The following is a 16,545-nucleotide window of genomic DNA, read 5'->3' as shown; positions in this document are numbered from 1 at the left end:
GGCAACGACGCCTCGTCCTCCCGGACGAAGCGATCCCGGCATGCACCACCTTCGTCGGAGCGGCCGTCGTCAGTCCGCCGTGTCGCCGCTCTTCGGCAGCTTCGACCAAGCGTTGCGTCCCGGCGCCGGCGACCATGCCGGACGCGTCTTGCGCGCGCTGTCGATCACGACCAGATAGCGGCCGGCGATCGGCGTGATGTCGCGATCGCGGCGCAGCACCCACAACGACTTGCCAGCATCGACGCGCGCCTGATAGTCGTCGTCGAGAATGCCGTGCCGGTCCAGGAACGTGTTCAGCGAAGCAGGAATGCGCACACAGCCTTTCGAGTGCCGGATGCCGAGCAGCGGCTCGAGGCGATCGGGGTCGGTCGCGTGCATCTGGAAGCGCATCGGCGACTTGCCGCCCTTGCCCCAGCCCCGCTCGCCGTCCACCCAGCCGAAGTCGTAGATGCGCATGTCGCGCATGCCGTAGCCGCGAATGCCGTTGTCGTTCGTCGTGCCTTCCGCGCGGAAGTCCATGTTGTCGGGTGAATGGTGGAACACGCCGAGCGGCGTCAGGAAGTGATCGTATTGGCCGGGCCAGCCGGTGGCGACCGGCGACGCGCCGATCAACAGCCACGCATCGGACGGCGTCGCGCGGAAGTAGATGAACAGCGCCTGCACGTTCGGTGCACGGTCGACGAGCGCAACGTATTCGCCGGCCAGGTCGCCGAGATCCGCATCGGCGAGCGCGTTCTGAAGGCGATCGCCATACGCGCGCTGCTCGCTCGCGGGCACGTTCAGGCGTCGCTTGACTTCCTGCGTGAAGCGCTTGCGCATGTCGATCGCACGCGCGGTTGCGTTCTTCGCCTCCTCGGCCGACAGCGGCGGGTGCCGGCGCGGCGGCGTCGGTGCGGGTGCTTCGGCTCCGCTTGCCGGTGTGCCGGATGCTGCCGATGCCGCGGAAGCGGGAGAGGCCGCGGACGCAGCGGATGCCGGCGATGCCCCGCTGGCGGGTAACGCATGATGCACGGCGGACGCCGCAGACGCGGGCCCAGCCTCCGACGACACATGCGCTGGCGAAGCCGGATGCGCGGCCGAAGCAGATGATGAGGAAAACGTAGCAGTGGCCGACGGCACGTCGGACGCAGCGAAGGCTGGCCGCGCGACGAGAACGGAGATCGGGAGAGCGGCTGCAAGCCACACATACGTGGCGACCGCCAGGGTACGGCAACGCGGCCTGGACAACCGCCGCGTCAGGTCGGAGAGCATCATGCGATCGAAGCCATCGGCCGATCCGGCCGCCGCACGTTGCAAACGGCGCATCTCCCGCGCGAGCCATCGACAAGCCGGGGGCACGCGTGCGCCCGGCGCCGACGCCTCTTCCCGGTGGAGTCGTTCGCAGTACAACGCGTTCGGTCCAATGGCGGCTAATGAGTCGTCAGGTCTTTCATTCTACCCGCTCGGACACGAATCGGCAGGGCCGAACCCCCGGTTTCGTGGCGGTTTTGCGCTTCGTCACGCTTTGTTTCAACTCGTTGCCGCTTGCTTCGCCGCTGCATGGCAGGTTGCTTCGCTGGGCGTTTCCGGCAACTCGAAGCGCCGGAAATTCACGCGCGTGCCGCATGCGGCACGTGCGTGCGCAACCCGCGCCTACTTCGAAATGGCTTCGAGCGCGATGCCTTTGGTACGCGGCCCCATGAATCCGATCGCGGCCATCACGATCACCATCGCGCCGGCAATGAACGCGAACACGCCGAACGTGCCGAAGCCCTTCAGCACGGCCGCGATCACGAACGACGAGAAGATCGCCGAGAAGCGGCTCCATGAGTAGACGAAGCCCACCGCGCGCGCGCGGATCGACGTCGGGAACAGCTCGGCCTGATAGGCGTGGAAGCTGTACGACATGATGTTGCTCGCGAGCGTGAGGCCGATGCCGAGCACGATCAGGAACGCGCCCACCGTCGTCTGGCTGAACAGCAGCCCGCAGACGACGATCGCCGCCGCCATCGCAACGATCACCGACTTGCGCTCGAAGCGGTCGGCGATCACGAGGCCGATCAGCGGGCCGAGCGGTGCGGCGAGGGCGATCACGCTCGAATACATGAGGCTCGACGTGATCGTGATGCCCTGCTTGATCAGCAGCGTCGGCACCCAGTTCGCGAAGCCGTAGAAGCCGACCGTCTGAAACACGTTGAAGATCGTCATCATGATCGTGCGGCTGCGATACGGCGGCACCCACATGTCGCGGAAGCTGCCGCGCGGCGGCACCGGCTCGGCCGGCGCGGGCGGCGGCAGCGGCCGGCCGTATTCGGCTTCGACCTTCGCCTCGAGCGCGCGCATGATGCGATCGGCTTCGTCGACGCGACCCTGCTGCGCGAGCCAGCGCGGGCTCTCCGGTAGCTCGCGGCGAATCCACCACACGAACAGCGCGCCGTGCGCGCCAATCAGCACGACCCAGCGCCAGCCGTCGAGGCCGAGCGGTGCGTGCGGCACGAGCAGGTACGCGAGGAATGCGACCACCGGCACCGCGACGAACCCGACCGCCTGCTCGCACGCGAACGCGCGGCCACGGATCTGCTTCGGCACGAGTTCGGAGATGTACGTGCCGATCGTCACCATCTCGACGCCGAGGCCGAGACCGACGACGAAGCGCCAGAAGTTCAATCCGCCTGCCGTATCCTGGAACGCCATCACGACGTTGGCGGCGGTGTACCACAGCAGCGACCACGTGAAGATCGCGCGGCGGCCGAAGCGATCCGCGAGGAAGCCGCATGCGATCGTGCCGATGAAAAGGCCGGAGAACAGCGCGGCGATGAAGCTCGCGACGCCCGTGGTGCCGAACAGGCCGTGCGTCGTCGCGGACAGAATCCCGCTTTTCACGAGGCCCGGCGCGACATAGCCGCTGTACAGCAGATCGTAGAGTTCGAAGAAGAAGCCGAGGCTCAGCAGCACGACGAGCTTCCAGACGCTGCGGGTCGGCGGCAGGCGATCGAGGCGGGCCGAAATCGAGCCGGCGTCGATGGAAGAGGACGAGGCGGCTGCCTGTGGAAAGCTGTCCGTTGAGACCATCTTGGTCGTGTCTCCTGATCGTGTCGTGTGTTTTGTTGTCCGGCGGCCAGCGGGCCGCCGTCGGGCGATTCGCTGCATTGTACCGGCACGCCGCTCGGGCCGCGTTGCATGGCCAACCGGTTCGGACACCCCACTTTCGCGCCGGCTATTGTGTAAATTGCGTAACGTTCTGTCGGATCTGTAAGGTTCGCCGGCGTCACGACGTTGCGCTGCCGGACTGCGAATGCGACCGTCACGGCCCCGCCGGCAAGGGCCCGCGCGGCAATCGCATGCCCGTGCGGGCACCGCTGTACGCGAAAGGCAAGGCGCACGATCGGCAGCGCCGCGGCCGCCATGCCCCGGTAACATGCTACCGGGCCAACTCCCGGCTTCCGGGCGCCTTGCGGCACCCGGCATTGTCGGCAAAACGTAAGCATTCCATGTCCATACAACGACTATCCACGTACGCACGCCGAATCGCGCTGTTCGCACTGCTGCAGTTCGCGGCGATCGCGACCGCGTCGGCATTTCCGACGGCCGCGTCCGCACCGGGCGCGAGCGGCGTCGGCGTCCCCGTGCCGACGATTTCGCTCAGCGACGCCGTTGCGCAACTCAAGCAGATGCAGGTGCAACAGGACCGCATCAAGCAGCAGACGTCGAACGCGACCAACAGCAAGGAGCTCGACGAGCTCGGTGACGCGACCCAGGAACTGAGCGCCGACGTCGACAAGCTGCAGAGCCAGCTCGCGCCGCAGCGCACGCAGGTCCAGGCTCAGCTCGACGTGCTCGGCCCGCCGCCGGCCCCGGGCGCATCGCCCGAAACACCCGCCGTCGCACAGCAGCGGGCGACGCTGAACGCGCGCAAGGCGCAGATCGACGCGGCGCTGAAGCAGGCCGCCGACCAGAAGACCAACCTCGCGAACCTGAACGACCAGTTCTCGAAGCTGCACCGCAGCCTGCTGAAGAACCAGCTCGCGTTCCGTTCCGGCAGCATCTTCGGCGCGCAGTTCTGGCTGCCGCTGTTCCATCTGTCGCCGGACGACGTGCAGCGGCTCGACGATTTCAACGACGAACTGCGCGACATGCTGCGCTCGTCCTGGACACCCGGCCAGCGCGCGCTCACCACGGTGCTGATGATCGCAGCGCTCGCGGTCTGGCTCGGCGGCCGCCGCATCGTCGAACGCGGGCTCGCGTGGTTCTGCCTGAACCGCCTGCCGCCCACCCGGCTGCGCCGCAGTGCGCTGGCGCTGGCCACGGCGTTCTCGACGCTGCTCGCGACCGCGGTCGCCGTCCAGATCCTCTATCTCGCGCTCGCCCGCCACTCCGAGCTCACGTCGTCGATGACCGATCTGTGGGACCAGTTCGCGAAGCTCGCCGTGACCTGCGCGCTGATCGCCGGCCTCGGCCGCGCGTTGCTCTGCACGAAGCATCCGTCGTGGCGGCTGCCCGCGCTCGCCGATCCCGTCGCGCTCGCGATGAAGCCGTTCCCCGGCGTGCTGGCCGCGCTGCTGCTGATGTCTGGCACGCTCGAATCGATCAACCGGATCGTCGATACCAGCCTGTCCGTCACGCTGTTCGGCCGCGGCATCGTCTCGCTCGTCGTCGCGCTGACCGTCGGCGCGTCGATCCTGCGCGCGAATCGCGTACGCAGCGCGCTTGCGGCATCCGGCGAGGCGCCCGAGGATCGCTCGACGCTCGCGGGGCTGATCCATGCGGGCGTCACGCTGGCGATCGTCGTGTCGCTCGGCGCGCTGCTGATCGGCTACATCACGGTCGCACGCTTCATCACCTACGAGCTTGTGTGGTTCGAGATCGTGCTGTGCAGCGTCTACATCATGACGCAGCTGACGCGCGACGCGAGCGAAAGCCTGTTCTCCGCGAACCTGTCGACCGGCAGGCAGATCAAGCACCTGTTCGCGCTCGACGACCGTCATCTCGACCAGGCCCATACCGTCGTGTCCGGCCTCGGCACGAGCCTGCTGATGCTGGTCGCGGCGATCGCGTTGCTGACGGGCGGTTTCGGCACGACGCCGAGCGACCTCCTCGACAGCGCGGTCGCGATGATCGGCGGCCAGCGGCTGCAGAGCCTGAACATCATGCCCGACCGGATCATGAACGCGGTGATCGGGTTCGCGATCGGCTTCTACCTGCTGCGCTCGGTGCGCCGCTGGCTCGACAGCGAGTTCATGCCGGCACTCGGCATGGATGCGGGAATGCGCGTGTCGCTGATCACGCTGTTCACCAACGTCGGCTACGTGCTGCTCGTGCTGATGGCGCTCGGGCTGCTCGGCGTCAGATGGAGCAACCTTGCGTGGATCGTCAGCGCGCTGTCGGTCGGTATCGGTTTCGGCCTGCAGGAGATCGTGAAGAACTTCGTGTCGGGGCTGATCCTGCTGACCGAGCGGCCGGTGAAGGTGGGCGACATGGTCAGCATCGCGGGCGTCGAAGGCGACATCCGCCGCATCAACGTGCGCGCGACCGAGATCCAGCTCAGCGACCGCTCGACCGTGATCGTGCCGAACTCGCAACTGATCTCGCAGAACGTGCGCAACGTGACGATGGGCAACAGCACGCAGGGCGTCGCGACGCTGATGCTCACGTTCCCGCTGAACACCGACCCCGAGCAGGTGCGCGACCTGCTGCTCGACGCGTATCGCGAGCATCCGGCGATTCTCGACAAGCCGGCGCCGTCGGTCACGTTCAGCCAGCTGGCGCCCGACGGGATCACGCTGAGCGTCACGGGCTACGTGGCGAGCCCGCGGATCGCGAGCGCGACAAAGAGCGACCTGCTGTTCGAGATCCTGAAGCAGTTGCGGGCGTCGCAGATCACGCTGTCGACGCCGCAGATGCTGGTCGTGCAGAACATGCCGGCAATCGACGGATCCGCAACTCACAAATGAATACATGATCGGGCGGGCGCAGATCGGGCATCGCCGCGCACGCATCGCCGAAAACGACAAGGGCCGGTTACCGCCTTCGCGGCAACCGGCCCTTGTCATTCGAACGTCGACGCGCCCTTGCGGGCCCCTCCGTCAGACGTCGAACTTCACGCCCTGCGCCAACGGCAGCTGACGGCTGTAGTTGATCGTGTTCGTCGCACGGCGCATGTATGCCTTCCACGCATCCGAACCCGACTCGCGGCCGCCGCCCGTTTCCTTCTCGCCGCCGAACGCGCCGCCGATCTCCGCGCCGCTCGTGCCGATGTTCACGTTGACGATCCCGCAATCGCTGCCCGCCGACGACATGAACTGCTCGGCCTCGCGCATGTCGTTCGTGAAGATCGCCGACGACAGGCCCTGCGGCACCGCGTTGTGCACGTCGATCGCGTCCTCGAAGTTGTCGTAGACCATCACGTAGAGAATCGGCGCGAACGTCTCGCGCTCGACCACCGCCGATTGCTTCGGCATCCGCACGATGGCCGGACGCACGTAGTACGCATCCGCGTGACCGACATCGACGCGCTCACCGCCCTTCACTTCGCCGCCCTGCTCGCGTGCGTCGGCCAGCGCCTTCTGCATCGCGTCGAACGACGCACGGTCGACCAGCGGGCCGACGAGCGTGCCTTCCTCGAGCGGGCTGCCGACCTTCACCGACGCATAGGCCTTCTCGATGCGCGGCAGCAGCTGGTCGACGACGCTGCGATGCACGATCAGGCGGCGCAGCGTCGTGCAGCGCTGGCCGGCCGTGCCGACCGCCGCGAACGTGACGGCGCGCACCACGAGGTCGAGGTCGGCGCTCGGCGCGACGATCATCCCGTTGTTGCCGCCGAGCTCGAGGATGCCGCGTGCGAGACGCTGGCTCAGCACCTTCGCGACTTCCTGGCCCATCCGCACACTGCCCGTCGCGCTGACGACCGGCACCTTCTTCGACGACGTCAGCACCTCGCCGACATCGCGCATGCCGAGCACCAGCTGGCTCAGGCCCTTCGGCGCGACGCCCGGGTGGGTCTTCTCGAATTCGCGGATCGCCTTCTCGAGCAGCACGTGGCACGCAATCGCGGTGAGCGGCGTCTTCTCCGACGGCTTCCACACGACCGAATCGCCGCACACGAACGCGAGCGCCGCATTCCAGGCCCACACCGCGACCGGGAAGTTGAACGCCGAGATCACGCCGCACACGCCGATCGGGTGCCACGTCTCCATCATCCGGTGACCCGGGCGCTCGGACGCGATCGTCAGGCCGTAAAGCTGGCGCGACAGGCCGACCGCGAAGTCGCAGATGTCGATCATTTCCTGAACTTCGCCGAGCCCTTCCGACGTGATCTTGCCGGCTTCGAGCGTGACGAGGCGGCCGAGTTCGGCCTTGTGCTTGCGCAGCACGTTGCCGAACACGCGCACGAGCTCGCCGCGCACCGGCGCCGGCACCGTGCGCCACTTGAGGAATGCGTCGTGCGCGGCGTCGATCTTGCGCTCGGCGTCGGCGGGCGAGTCAACCGCCAGCGTCGCGAGCGTCGCGCCGTCGAGCGGCGAACGCGCGGTCAGCGCATTGCCTTTCCACTGGGCGAGATCGATGTCGAGCGCAGCAAGAATGTCGTTGAATTGCATCACTTCCTCTTCAGGGACAGATTGATCGGTGCGGCGGCAACGCCGCCCGCGTGATTCGATTGGAGCGCGTTCGCGCGCCCTGTGCAAGCGGATGCGCAGCTCGGCAGGCCCGGTGCGCCGCGTGGCGCATCGCGCGGCGCCGCCACCGGAAACCCGGCCGGACGGCACGCCCCGGCCTCGCGAGGCACGATCCATGAGACACATTGTCGGTGGCCACAAGTCGGGCCGCTATTGATATTAACTCACGACTTCATTCCCAAAACGCAACACCCGGGCAGGACGAGACCGCTTGATTCGGTACGGTCACGGGACCTGTCCGGGGCCGGTGGCCGGGCCGCCGGGCCGGTTTCGATGCGCGACAAGTTGATGACAAAGTTGCATCACCCTGTGCGGAAATATCGTTTGCCGCGCATGCGGCCGGCACATACGATCGGTGCGGCGTCGAGGTGCACCGCACCCGGCGCCCCGACGCGCCGCCGATCAGCGGCCGGACGACAGACGAAGGCGACACGCGTCGCTGCCCGGTGCACCGGTCGTTCCAGTCGATCCGGATCAAGCCCGCGCAGCAGTGCCGCTGCCCGCCGTGGCGGCCGGCGACGCGTCACGCTTCGCAGCCAAAAAAACAATCCTGGAGACAGCGCCCAGCACCCGCCATGCATTCAGATGCCCGCCCCGACTCGCCCCGTCCGTCCGGCTCGCCGCCCGCGAAGCCGTCCCTCCACCGCGCACTGCAGGCGCGCCATCTGCGGATGATCGCGATCGGCGGCTCGATCGGCACGGGCCTGTTCGTCGCGTCCGGCGCGTCGATCTCGCAAGCCGGCCCCGGTGGCGCGATGCTCGCGTACATGGTGATCGGCCTGATGGTCTACTTCCTGATGACGAGCCTCGGCGAAATGGCCGCGTTCATGCCGGTGTCGGGCTCGTTCGCGACCTACGGCGCGAAATTCGTCGACGATGGCTTCGGCTTCGCGCTCGGCTGGAACTACTGGTACAGCTGGGCCGTGACGCTCGCGGTCGAGCTCGTCGCCGCGCAGCTCGTGATGCACTACTGGTTTCCGCACGTGCCAGGCGTCTGGTGGAGCGCGATCTTCCTCGCGCTGATCTTCGCGCTCAACGCGCTGTCGGTGCGCGGCTTCGGGGAAGCCGAATACTGGTTCGCGCTGATCAAGGTGCTGACGGTGCTCGCGTTCGTTGGCGTCGGCCTGCTGATGATCTTCGGGATCATGCAAGGCGGCCCGAGCGCGGGCTGGGGCAACTTCACGATCGGCGACGCGCCCTTCGTGGGCGGTTGGGCAACGATGCTCGGCGTCGCGATGATCGCGGGCTTCTCGTTCCAGGGCACCGAAATGATCGGCGTCGCGGCCGGCGAATCGGAGAACCCGCGCACGACGATCCCGCGCGCGGTCAGCCAGATCTTCTGGCGCATCCTGCTGTTCTACGTGTTCGCGATCTTCGTGATCGGCGTGCTGATTCCGTACACCGACCCGAGCCTGCTGAAGAGCGACGTCACCGACGTGGGCGTGAGCCCGTTTACGCTCGTGTTCCGCCACGCGGGCCTCGCGTTCGCGGCCGGCGTGATGAACGCGGTGATCCTGACGGCCGTGCTGTCGGCCGGCAACTCGGGCATGTACGCGTCGACGCGGATGCTCTATAACCTCTCGGTCGAAGGCCGCGCGCCGAAGCTGTTCGCGAAGCTGTCGCCGGGCGGCGTGCCGCGCAACGCGCTGTATGCGACGACCGCCGTCGGCGCGCTGTGCTTCCTCACGTCGCTGTTTGGCGACAAGACCGTCTACCTGTGGCTGCTGAACACGTCGGGCATGGCCGGCTTCATCACCTGGCTCGGCATCGCGGTCAGCCACTACCGGTTCCGCAAGGGCTTCCTCAAGCAGGGCTATCGGCTCGACCAGCTGTCATACCGGTCGAAGTGGTTTCCGTTCGGCCCGCTGTTCGCATTCGCGTTGTGCGCGGTCGTCGCACTCGGCCAGGACTACCAGGCGTTCCTCGCCGACAGGATCGACTGGGCCGGCATCGCCGCGACCTACATCGGCCTGCCGTTCTTCCTCGCGATCTGGCTCGGCTACGCGCTGGTGCGCAAATGCCGCCTCGTCCGCTACGAGGACATGGAGATCGCGCCGTGGATCGAGCGCAACGCGACGCCCGAAGCGACGGTAAAGGCCAGTACCGGCTATCCGGCCTACGTTGCCGCCCCGCCCAACCCGACGCCGGGCGCCTGACGCCCGGTCGAGCAACGGCCGCCGCCCGACCGCCGCGGCCGTTGCACTGAAAAACCCATTCGACGCGACGCGCGCGTTCAGGCAAGATCGACGCGCGCCGTCCGTTTTTCCGTCGTGACGAATCACCGAAAACGCATGCAGAACTTCTACGAAGCCACCGTTACCCGCCAGCCCTACCCGCAACTGACCGGCACCATCGACACGCAGGTCTGCATCGTCGGCGGCGGCCTCGCCGGCCTGTGCACGGCGCTCGGCCTCGTCGAGCGCGGCGTGCAGGACGTCGTCGTGCTCGACGGAGAGCGGGTCGGCTTCGGCGCATCGGGCCGCAACGGCGGCTTCGTGTTCGGCGGCTACAGCCTCGATAACGCAGACCTGCTACGCACGCTCGGCCGCGACGAAGGCCGATGCCTGTACCGGCTCACCGTCGATGCGGTCGACCTGATCCGCGCGCGGATCGCCCGCTACGGGATCGACTGCGACATCGTCGACGAGGGCGTGATGCTCGCGAACTGGTTCGACGATCCATCGCGGCTCGACGGCGTGCGCACGCTGATGAAGCAGGAATTCAACGTCGACTGGGAACCCGTTTCGACGGACGCGCTGCGCGCGCGGCTGAAGACACAGCGCTATTACGGCGGCCTGTTCGAGCCGAACGCGTTTCACTTCCATCCGCTCAAGTACGTGCTCGGCGTCGCGGCGGCCGCATCGCGCGGCGGCGCGCGCGTGTACGAACGCTCGGCCGCGCTCGGCATCGCGCGCGAAGGCGCCGGCTACGTCGTGCGCACGGCGCAGGGCACGGTGCGCGCGAAGGACGTCGTGTTCGCCGGCGGCGGCTATGCGCGCGGCGTGTCGCCGCGCATCGAGCGCGCGGTGCTGCCGATCGCGACCTACGTGATCGCGACCGAACCGCTCGGCACGCGCCTGCCCGACGCGATCGACGCGCCGTACGCGATCTACGATACGCGTTTCGCGTTCGACTACTACCGCCCGCTGAAGGACACGCGCATTCTGTGGGGCGGCCGGATCTCCGTGCTCGACCGCGGCCCCGACGCGATCGCGCGACTGCTGCGACGCGACCTGCTGCGCGTGTATCCGCAGCTCGAAGGCGTGAAGGTCGAATACGCCTGGGGCGGGCTGATGAGCTACGCGCGGCACAAGATGCCGCAGATCGGCCGCGACACGGACGGCGTGTGGCACGCGATCGCATTCGGCGGTCACGGGATGGCGCCCACCACCGTCGCCGGCGAAGCGCTCGCCGCCGCGCTGGCCGGGGAGCGGCCCGTGCCGGAGGGCTTCGCCGCGTTCGGGCTCACACGCACGTTCGGGCTCGCGGGACTCGCCGCCGCGCAGCTCACGTACACCGCGTACCAGGCCCGCGACGCGCTCGCGTCGTGCCGGCGCTGAGCGGCGGCAGCAGCCGAAACCGCACGGCCGATTAGAACGAAAGGTCGGCCGGGCCGGCATTTCCCGCATGCTAGAATGGATTTTTCATGCCGCCGCGAACCCACAACAAAGTCACATGAAAGCTGGAAGCAAGGCCGCCACGTCCGAAAGCCGCGCACTTGCGACCGATGCGCGGCGCAAATACGATCCCGAGCAAACCAAGCGCAACATCCTCGACGTCGCCACGCAGGAGTTTTCCGCGATGGGCCTCGCCGGTGCGCGCGTCGACGCGATCGCCGAGCGTACGAACACGACGAAGCGGATGCTGTACTACTACTTCGAAAGCAAGGAAGGCCTGTACGAGGCCGTGCTGGAGAAGGTGTACGGCGACATCCGCGCACTCGAGCAGGAACTGCACGTCGGCGACATGGAGCCGCGCGAAGGCATGCGCCGGCTCGTCGAATTCACGTTCGACTATCACGACAAGCACCGCGACTTCGTCCGCCTCGTGTCGATCGAGAACATCCACGGCGCGAAGTATCTCGAACAGCTGAAGTCGTTCAAGAACCGCAACGTCAGCATCATCAAGACGCTCGAGGAACTGCTCGAGCGCGGTGCGGCGAGCGGTGCCTTCCGCAAGGACATCGACGCGTTCGACCTGCATCTGCTGATCAGCTCGTTCTGCTTCCACCGCGTGTCGAACCGTTATACGTTCGGCGCCGCGTTCGGCCGCGATCCGTCGGCGCCGCGGCTGCGCGCGCGACATCGCGAGACGATCACCGACTCCGTGCTGCGCTACGTCGCCGCATAGGCGCACCGCGCGATTCCGCCCGAAGGCTGGCCGGCGAGCATTCCACTCGCCGCCCGGCACACCTCCCGAACCTCGCCGCGCCGCCTGCAACCGGCACGAGCCGAACGCACGCCGCGCACTTCTTCATGCCGCCTCACGCCGCGCGTGCGTCGCGGGCGAGTCCGTCGACACGGTCGACGCCAGCGCGATCCGCGCCTTCTCTTCCGGGCTTCCCGCCACGTAATATTTCTTCGCCCAGCTCGAATCCGGTGCGAGCGCGAGCTGCCGCTGCACACCGGCGCCATGCCGTTTCGTTTCGATCGACAGGGCGCGCGCGCGGTAGTGCTCGTAGAGCCGCAGGAACTCCGCGAGATAGATCGCCGCGATCCGCGTGTCGTGAATCTCGAGCAGGTTCTCGTCGTTGTACTGCTCGGAGTTGCGGCTCATGTTCGCCGAGCCCGTATAGACGATCGGGTTCGCGCCTTCCGCATCGATCACGATGAACTTGTGGTGGATCACGACCGGCGGATACATCGGCGCCGGCTCGCCCGGAAAGAGGCGCAGCTCCGGTTCGAAACCCTGCGGCACCGTTGCCGGCGAAAAATAGGCGGCATCGATCACGTCGCGCCGATCGCGCTGGCGATGGTAAAGCTCGAGGTTCGCGAGCGTCGCCGCATCGAGCGACTGCCCGTCGTGCTGCGCGGCATCAGCCTTCGTCGCGCTACCGACGTTGATGCGGTTCACCAGGCCGAACATCATCAGGCCGCGGTCGCCGGCTGCAAAGCATGCGTCGCGCAGCGCAGCGTCGGTCGGCATGAACAGGCAGAACGACACCGAATGCTTCGCGGCCGCGATCGCGGCGACGATCGTATCGATCTCGGTGCGCTGCCCCGCCGGCTCCGGCGAAAACGCGACGCGCACCTGCGCGCTGCCGATCGTCATCGGCGCCGACCAGCCCGCCGACAATTTCGCCGTCTCCGCGATCGGCGGATTCGCAGCCAGCGCGTGCGCACGCGCGTTGTACAGCGCCGCGAGCGCCGGCGAATCGAATGCGTGCAGCACGTTCGCCTGCTCCGTCAGTCCTTCGGTCGTGAAGTTCGCGGAACCGGTCAGCACGCGCGTGGGCGTCACCGCGGTCGTCGCATTCGCCGGTGCGTCGGTCACGATGAACTTGTCGTGCATGATGTGCGTCCGGTCGCGCGGCGCGAGCGTCGCGAGGCCCTGCAGCGCGTCGACGGCCGGCTGGTTCGGCGACGGCAGCGGCGGCTTGCCCTTGCGCGCAGTCTCGTGCGCGTCGTAGACGATCGCGAGCGACGCTTCGCCATGTTGCCGTCCGAACGCCTCGAATGCGGGCAGCGCCCACAGCGTGTCCGTCAGATGATAGACGGCCGACACCGCGCGCGACGCGGGGTCGAGCATCGCCGCGAACACCTGTTCCATGTCGTTCGCGAGCCACGTGCGCAGCTTCAGTGCCTGGTCCGCGCTCGGCGCAGCATCCGGCGCGAGACCCAGTGCCGCGACCTGCTTCGCGAACGCCTGCGAGCTGACGACCGCACGGTTGAACCACGTACCGACGCCATCCACGACATGAGCGGGCAACTCGACCTCGCACACGCCGGCCTCCGCATCGAGCACCTGCAGGTGCTCCGGCGTGCCGACGACCGGATAGACGTCATAGCGGAATGACGCATCGCGGTCCTGCGGATCGATGCGCGCGTCCCACCACATGAATTTCTGGATCGGCGCCTGGTCGGTCGGTGCGTCGCCCTGCGTGTCGGCGGCCGGGCCGTCGAACGTGAGCCGGTTCGGCAGCCAGCTGTACGGCGCCCGCGTCTTGCCGTCGGCCGCCCAGAAACCGGGCGTGCGCCGGATCGCGAAGCCGAGGAAGTCGGTGCGCGACGCCGCGTCGGGCCAGTCGAAGGCCAGCAGGACCAGGGTCGGAGAAAGATAGCTGCGTACGCTGACGGTCATTCGTTGCTCCTGCCGGGCGGCCCGGTCGAGATGAATGAGTCAGTGTTGACGGTGGTTCTTCCCGTGCGATGACGGTTCGATGAACCTTGTATGTCGGACGCGCGTCAATCGCACACGAGCAGCTCGATGCCGCGTGCGGTCAGCGCGCGGCGCACGGCCTTGTCCGGCGCGCGCTCGGTGACGAGGTAGCGCGCGGCCGACGTGCCGTTGATCCGCACCGGCGTCACGCGGCCGAACTTCGAATGGTCGGCAACGATGATCGCCGTGCCGGCGGCCGCGATCATCCGGCTGCGCACTTCGGCCGCGAGCCGCGAGTAGTCGGTGCAGTCGCCGTCGGCCGTGATGCCGCCCGCGCCGACGAACGCGAAATCGACATGGTATTGCGCGAGTTGCTGGATCGTATCGAGCCCGAACGTCGCGTCCTCGTCGTCGGACAGTTCGCCGCCGAGCAGCGTCACACGATTGCCGTTGCGCCGCGCGAGCACGAACGCCGTGCGCCAGTCGTTCGTGTAGATCGACAGCCGGTGCCGGTCGGCCAGCGCGAGCGCGACCGCGTGCGGCGTGCTGCCCGAGTCGATCAGCACCGATGCGTCGTCGGGCACGAATTCGGCCGCGCGTCGCCCGATCGTGCGCTTCGCTTCGGCGTTCGCCGCTTCACGCTCGGACAGGCTCGGCTCGCGGCGGTCCGCTGCCAGCGCGCCGCCATGCGTCATCACGAGCAGACCGCGCGCCGCGAGCGCATTCAGGTCGCGCCGGATCGTCTCGCGCGACACGTCGAGCGAGCGCACGAGTTCGGCTACCGACAGCGCGCCCGATCGTCCGAGCTCCGACAGAATGTATTGATGACGTTGTTCCGCCAGCATCGCAATGCGCCCGAGGCGACTGGTAATGGGTAAGCCGAGCATTGTATTACGGCCGCTTGACCGCCATTTGACGGCGGTGCGGCTGGCGGTCGTCGCGTTTCACGAAAGCGAAATTCTGTATTGCCCGATGCGCGCGAATCGGCACGGCAAGCGGTTGCTACACTTTGCGTTTCGCCGAACGACAAACCATAAAGGGGCTTGGGGAATGTATCGCAAAGGCAGTGTGCTCGAAATCCAGTTTTCGCCAGAACGACTCAACGACGGAGCGGGCGATCCATACTGGATCGACCTGACGCTCGACGAGGCGCGCCGGCTTTACGAACAGCTCGCTGCGCGCTTCGCGACCGACGCGCGCGCGAACCAGCCGCTCGACACGTTCTCGCTCGACTGATCGCCCGTCCTGTCCGCGCACCACGGCGCGCTTTCATGCCGCAGCACCTTCATCCGGCTGGCCGGTAACGGAATGGCCGGCGCGCCGCCGCGCTCGCGGCACGTCACGCCCACGGCCAACGCGCCGCGCACGGCAACCGCATGCAGCGCGCACGCGCCACGAGCAAGTGCAGAATCCGACAAGACGGCGGCACCGGTTCGACCGATACTGGCCGACTTCACGATTCGTCCGGCCGTATCGCGGCCCGCCACGCATGTTTACCTCGCTCGTCGCCGCGGCGTTCGTCGCGCTGTGGTCCACCGGCTTCATCGTCGCACGGGCAATCAAGCCCTACGCCGATCCGAACCTGTTCCTGCTCGCACGTTTCGCCGGCACGGCCGTGCTGTTCGGCGCGGTGGCGCTCGCCGCGCGCGCGCCGTGGCCGGCCCGCCGCGAATGGCCGCGCCACCTGATCGCGGGCGCGCTGCTGCAAGGCGTCTATCTCGGCGCCAGCTACTGGGCCGTCGCGCAGGGACTGAATGCGGGCGTGATGGCGTTGCTCGGCGCGCTGCAGCCGCTCGCCACCGCCGTGCTCGCAGTGCCGCTGTTCAACGAGCGCCTGCCCGCGCGCGGCTGGCTCGGGATGGCACTCGGGCTCGCCGGCGTCGCGCTCGTGCTCGCGCCAAAGGTCGCGGGCGGCGTCGCGCCGCCACCGTGCGCCGCGCCCGCGTGGTTCGTCGTGGCCGTGTCGATCCTGTCGGTCGGCTCGATCACCGCCGGCTCGCTGTATCAGAAGGGCAAGCTCGCGCAGAACGACCTGCGCACGGCCGTCGCCGTGCAGAACCTCGGCGCGGCGATCGTCGCGGCCGTCTTCGTCGCGTTGCTGCACGAAACGCGCTGGATCGGCGCGCCGGCGCTGTGGATATCGCTCGTGTGGGGCGTCGTGTTCCTGTCCGGCGGCGCGGTCACGATGCTGATGTGGATGCTGCGGCGCGGCAACGCCGCGCGCGCGACGTCGTTGCTGTTCCTCGCGCCGCCGCTCGCCGCCCTGCAGGGCTATCTGCTGTTTGGCGAAACGCTCGCGGCCGTCCAGCTCGCCGGCTTCGGGCTCGCGCTGGCGGGCGTCGTGCTCGCGCGGCGCTGACGCGGGCGAGCGAGCGAAAGCAGGAAGCGTCCGTCACCGCGCCCCTTCCATGCATCGAAACGAAGCATCCGCGTGCACGCCGGAGTCGACGCGCCCCGCGCGCTGCCCCATGACGATGCAGCGCGTCTCGCCAATGCAACGCGCGGTCGCCGGATCGCATGCCCGGCGCGGCGCCGGACCGCGATTGCGCTTATGATGGGCGCCTTGCATTTCGTT

11 protein-coding genes are annotated in these 16,545 nt (G+C 67.9%); 6 read left to right on the top strand and 5 right to left on the bottom strand.

Translation table 11 applies throughout. The features are described 5' to 3' along the window. Window positions 1-69: 69 nt before the first annotated feature. Both BTE28158_RS05060 and BTE28158_RS05055 read right to left on the bottom strand, forming a co-directional pair. Window positions 70-1,305, bottom strand: coding sequence for a hypothetical protein (locus BTE28158_RS05060; protein WP_174919730.1), 1,236 nt, complete (start codon window positions 1,303-1,305; stop codon window positions 70-72). Window positions 1,306-1,632: 327 nt separating this feature from the next. Continuing rightward, window positions 1,633-3,051: an MFS transporter gene (locus tag BTE28158_RS05055; protein ID WP_124905556.1), complete on the bottom strand. Its 1,419-nt coding sequence runs from the start codon at window positions 3,049-3,051 to the stop codon at window positions 1,633-1,635. 419 nt (window positions 3,052-3,470) lie between these two features. On the opposite strand from BTE28158_RS05055, the gene BTE28158_RS05050 reads away from it, so the two are divergent. Beyond that, the gene (locus BTE28158_RS05050; RefSeq protein WP_151050617.1) at window positions 3,471-5,930 is read left to right on the top strand and encodes a DUF3772 domain-containing protein; all 2,460 of its coding nucleotides are present in this window, start codon (window positions 3,471-3,473) and stop codon (window positions 5,928-5,930) included. A 132-nt stretch (window positions 5,931-6,062) separates the two neighbouring features. Here BTE28158_RS05050 and amaB read toward each other — a convergent pair whose 3' ends face one another. Then, complete coding sequence (gene amaB, locus BTE28158_RS05045) at window positions 6,063-7,574, bottom strand: L-piperidine-6-carboxylate dehydrogenase (RefSeq protein ID WP_151050619.1); 1,512 nt, start codon at window positions 7,572-7,574, stop codon at window positions 6,063-6,065. A gap of 653 nt (window positions 7,575-8,227) precedes the next feature. On the opposite strand from amaB, the gene BTE28158_RS05040 reads away from it, so the two are divergent. The 3 genes from BTE28158_RS05040 (at window position 8,228) to BTE28158_RS05030 (ending at window position 12,002) form a co-directional block, all read left to right on the top strand. Then, complete coding sequence (locus tag BTE28158_RS05040; protein WP_151050620.1) at window positions 8,228-9,808, top strand: amino acid permease; 1,581 nt, start codon at window positions 8,228-8,230, stop codon at window positions 9,806-9,808. Window positions 9,809-9,943: 135 nt separating this feature from the next. Next, window positions 9,944-11,212 carry an NAD(P)/FAD-dependent oxidoreductase gene (locus BTE28158_RS05035; RefSeq protein WP_151050622.1) on the top strand — a complete coding sequence of 423 codons (1,269 nt, stop codon included), beginning with the start codon at window positions 9,944-9,946 and terminating at the stop codon, window positions 11,210-11,212. A gap of 115 nt (window positions 11,213-11,327) precedes the next feature. Then, window positions 11,328-12,002, top strand: coding sequence for a TetR/AcrR family transcriptional regulator (locus BTE28158_RS05030; RefSeq protein ID WP_059464545.1), 675 nt, complete (start codon window positions 11,328-11,330; stop codon window positions 12,000-12,002). Window positions 12,003-12,125: 123 nt separating this feature from the next. Here BTE28158_RS05030 and BTE28158_RS05025 read toward each other — a convergent pair whose 3' ends face one another. Together BTE28158_RS05025 and BTE28158_RS05020 are read right to left on the bottom strand one after the other, a co-directional pair. Then, window positions 12,126-13,952 carry a phospholipase D-like domain-containing protein gene (locus BTE28158_RS05025; RefSeq protein ID WP_151050624.1) on the bottom strand — a complete coding sequence of 609 codons (1,827 nt, stop codon included), beginning with the start codon at window positions 13,950-13,952 and terminating at the stop codon, window positions 12,126-12,128. 104 nt (window positions 13,953-14,056) lie between these two features. After that, entirely contained in the window at window positions 14,057-14,815 is a 759-nt protein-coding gene (locus BTE28158_RS05020; RefSeq protein WP_059598728.1) for a DeoR/GlpR family DNA-binding transcription regulator, read from the bottom strand. A gap of 205 nt (window positions 14,816-15,020) precedes the next feature. Here BTE28158_RS05020 and BTE28158_RS05015 point away from each other — a divergent pair, with 205 nt between their 5' ends. Then, window positions 15,021-15,206 carry a hypothetical protein gene (locus BTE28158_RS05015; RefSeq protein ID WP_006752380.1) on the top strand — a complete coding sequence of 62 codons (186 nt, stop codon included), beginning with the start codon at window positions 15,021-15,023 and terminating at the stop codon, window positions 15,204-15,206. Between the two features lie 253 nt (window positions 15,207-15,459). Next, window positions 15,460-16,329, top strand: coding sequence for a DMT family transporter (locus tag BTE28158_RS05010; RefSeq protein WP_174919728.1), 870 nt, complete (start codon window positions 15,460-15,462; stop codon window positions 16,327-16,329). Window positions 16,330-16,545: the final 216 nt, after the last annotated feature.

Origin of the sequence: Burkholderia diffusa, from assembly GCF_902499115.1 — a bacterium.
Classification (GTDB): Bacteria; Pseudomonadota; Gammaproteobacteria; order Burkholderiales; family Burkholderiaceae; genus Burkholderia; species Burkholderia diffusa.
Note: the sequence above shows the minus strand (reverse complement) of the source record. Positions and strands in the feature narration are given on the sequence as shown.